Raw genomic sequence first — 1,593 nt, forward strand, 5'->3', positions numbered from 1 at the left:
GAAGTGGTCGATGACATCAGAGCCACCATTCACATGATCGTCCACATGAAGAAAATCGGGGACGAACGGAAGGTCAACGGCGTGATTTTCCCGCCCCTGATGACCGCTGATCAACTTATCTGAAGGAATAAAAAGATGAAGAAGTTTGAATATTGGGATGCGGTGATGACCGAAAGAGACGATACCGAAAAAGCCTTTGCTGGAATGGGTGAAGCGGGTTGGGAAATGGTCGGCGTTGTGCGCGTCGAATTTGGATTCCGGTGTTTTTTCAAACGTGAGATGATTGATGGCTGAGTTTCAGGATCTACCCAAAGGCAAGAAAGTCGCGATTGCCGGCACGATGGGCTTTGTCGCTACTTCGGCTTGCGCAGTGTTGGTGGTCGGCCTGGTCATCGAATACCTCAATACGAAAGGCTTCCGGGGGCTGGACATCTGGGCGATACCGGCAAAGTTCATGGCACGGCCTGCAGAAGAACAACAGGTCATCGGGCTTGTGGCCGTTGTGGCCGTCTGCGTTCTGACATTTGCGTTTGTGGCCGCTGCTCTGCGAGGCCCCTCAACGAAATACGGTGATGCGACCTTTGCAAAGGCCCCTCAGCTCGTCCAGGAGGGCTATGCTTCGGTGCTGAAGCTCAAAGACCCACTGGACAGTGAAATCGTGTTTGCCAAATTTGGTCAGCCCAAAGACAAAAACGCAATCTACTACAAACCGGGCCCCTGCGTACAAAAGCCACACGCGATGTTCATTGCCCCGTCTGGTTCGGGCAAAACCAGCGGCTTTGTGATCCCGAATGTCCTGCGTTTCAATGGGTCTTGCGTCGTCCTGGACATCAAAGGCGAGATTTTCCAGACCACAGGTGCGCGTCGGACAGCGATGGGCGATGAGGTTTTTGTGTTCGATCCCGAGAACCCGGAAAAAAGCCACAGCTACAACCCTCTGCGCCGCGCAGCACGTGCCGACAATCTGGACCGGCGATGGGAAGAAGTGATTCAGGTTGCGACCCAAATGTTCGACACGCCCAGCTCGTCCGCACAGGGCTTTATGGGCGGTGTCGAAGGCATGTTCTGCGCTATGGCGATGTTGGCAATCAAACGAAAACGGCCATACATTTCCGAAGTTCTGCGCCTGGTCAAAACGACCAAGCAAAAGGACTATGAGAAAATGGCTGAAGAAGTTGGATATGCGCGAGCTGCAGATGAGTTTCTGAATCTTGCAGCCGAAGAATCCAAAATCTTGCGGTCAACGATTTCGGTGATGAACAATTCCGGCCTTCAGCTCTGGCGCAACCCGTCAGTGGCAAGAGCCACGCAGGGCAATGACATCAACTTTGAAGATCTGCGTCGGCGCCCCACCTCGATCTACTTTTCTGTGCCAGGGAAGAAGGTCAAAGAGTTCCGGACGCTCATTCGCCTGTTCTTCCTCGATCTGGTGAACACCATCGAAACCCACGAACCGGGCGAGGATGAGCCGTTCAAGGTTTTGATGCTGCTCGATGAGTTTCAGCGCCTCGGCCATCTTGAGCGCGTCGTTGAAGCGTATGACACCATGCGATCGTTCGGTGGCCGGATCATCGTGATTTCGCAAACGCTGTC

Annotated in this window: 2 protein-coding genes; both read left to right on the plus strand. The window is 53.6% G+C overall.

Annotated features, from left to right (window positions below; genetic code table 11):
- Positions 1-135 precede the first annotated feature (135 nt).
- Positions 136-294 (plus strand): hypothetical protein, encoded by a 159-nt coding sequence (locus tag ACR0M9_RS21060; protein WP_480774602.1) that lies wholly within the window; start codon positions 136-138, stop codon positions 292-294.
- Positions 287-1,593: type IV secretory system conjugative DNA transfer family protein (locus tag ACR0M9_RS21065; RefSeq protein ID WP_480774603.1), on the plus strand; the 1,307-nt coding region annotated here is incomplete at its 3' end. The genes ACR0M9_RS21060 and ACR0M9_RS21065, both read left to right, overlap by 8 nt.

Source organism: Ruegeria sp. CH2, assembly GCF_056537065.1.